At 64.9% G+C, this 1129-nt stretch carries 1 protein-coding gene; it reads left to right on the top strand.

Going from position 1 to position 1129, the window contains the following annotated elements:
* Positions 1-37: 37 nt before the first annotated feature.
* Entirely contained in the window at positions 38-1129 is a 1092-nt protein-coding gene (locus ACHBTE_RS35695; protein ID WP_394729923.1) for an IS630 family transposase, read from the top strand.

Genomic DNA, 1129 nt, shown 5'->3' with positions numbered 1-1129 from the left:
CTAGTGACCTGAGTCGAAGATTCGTCGTTGGTTCGGTATGAGTCGTCCGGGTCCGAAGATTCCGCCGTTGTCGGTGACCGATGCCCAGCGGGCCGTGCTGGAGGGCTGGGTACGTCGCCGCACGACGGCTCAGGCGCTGGCCCAGCGGTCGCGGATCGTGCTGGAGTGTGCCGAAGGGCACTCGATCATGGAGGTGTCACGTCGGCTGCGGATCACTCCGGACACGGTCCGCACCTGGCGGAGGCGCTTCCTCGAACGCGGCCTGGACGGCCTGTCCGACGAGCCACGGCCCGGTGTCCCGCGGAAGATCACCGACTCTGACGTCGAGCGGGTCATCGTCAAGACGCTGGAGGAGAAGCCGAAGAACGCCACTCATTGGTCGACACGGTCGATGGCGGCGGCCACGGGCATGTCGCAGTCGGCCATCTCGCGGATCTGGCGGGCGTTCGCGCTCGCGCCGCACCGGTCGCAGACGTTCAAACTGTCCACGGACCCGCTGTTCATCGACAAGGTCCGTGACGTGGTGGGCCTGTATCTCGACCCGCCAGAGAAAGCCTTGGTGCTCTGCGTGGACGAGAAGTCCCAGATCCAGGCCCTCGACCGATCCCAGCCCGTCCTGCCGATGGTGCCCGGCGTGCCCGAACGCCGCAGTCACGATTACGTCCGCGCCGGCACCACCACCCTGTTCGCCGCACTCGAAGTCGCCACCGGGAAGGTGATCGGCTCCCTGCACCGGCGCCACCGGGCCGTCGAGTTCAAGAAGTTCCTGGTCAAGCTCGACAAGGAAGTCCCCGCAGACCTCGACGTCCATCTCATCCTCGACAACTACATCACCCACAAGACACCCGCCATCAAGAAGTGGCTGCTGGCGCACCCGCGCTTCCATCTCCACTTCACGCCGACGAGTTCGTCCTGGCTGAACCTGGTGGAGCGGTGGTTCGCCGAGCTCACACAGAAGAAGCTCAAACGCGGTGTCCACCGCTCCGTCCAGGCCTTGGAACGCGACATCCGCAGCTGGCTTGCCGACTGGAACGACAGCCCAAGGCCCTTCGTCTGGACGAAGACCGCAGACGAGATCCTCGACAAAGTCGCCGCATACTGCCGACGAATCTCTGACTCAGGTCACTAG

This window comes from Streptomyces sp. M41, from assembly GCF_043673425.1.
GTDB lineage: Bacteria > Actinomycetota > Actinomycetes > Streptomycetales > Streptomycetaceae > Streptomyces.
This window is presented reverse-complemented; position numbering and strand designations above follow the sequence as displayed.

Coding starts and splice junctions, on each gene's coding strand:
- ACHBTE_RS35695 (WP_394729923.1), top strand. CDS start 38: ATGAGTCGTCCGGGTCCGAAGATTCCGCCGTTGTCGGTGACCGATGCC.